At 61.8% G+C, this 453-nt stretch carries 1 protein-coding gene; it reads right to left on the bottom strand.

Features of this window, described 5'->3' with window-relative positions:
* Nucleotides 1-453: thiamine pyrophosphate-dependent enzyme (locus GCN78_RS28935; protein WP_226939880.1), on the bottom strand; the 453-nt coding region annotated here is incomplete at both ends.

A 453-nucleotide genomic window follows, 5' to 3' on the forward strand; every position in this document is an offset into this window, starting at 1 on the left:
CATGCAGGGCGAAGTCGATACGCGGGGCGCTGTCGGGCAACATATTGTTGAACGAGGCATTGCCGCAGGCCTGCTGCAATCGGTTGATGCAGCCGTAGCCCCGGTTGTCGAGCACGACGATGATGAGTTTTTTGTCCAGCATGACGGAGGTGGCGATTTCCGAATTCATCATCAGATAGCTGCCGTCGCCCACCATGACGATCACCTCGGCATCGGGTCTGGCCATCTTGACGCCGAGGCCGCCCGCGATTTCATAGCCCATGCACGAATAGCCGTATTCCATGTGGTAGCCGCCCGGCGTGCTTGTCCGCCACAGTTTATGCAGCTCGGCCGGTAGCGTCCCCGCCGCGCAGACGACGATGTCGCGGGTGGTCGAGTCGCTGGATGAACGCTGCACGGCGCCGATGACTTCGCCGTCGTACGGCAAGCCGGCGACTTCCCGTTTGCCCGTGA

This window comes from Janthinobacterium rivuli, assembly GCF_009208735.1.
Classification (GTDB): Bacteria; Pseudomonadota; Gammaproteobacteria; order Burkholderiales; family Burkholderiaceae_D; genus Janthinobacterium.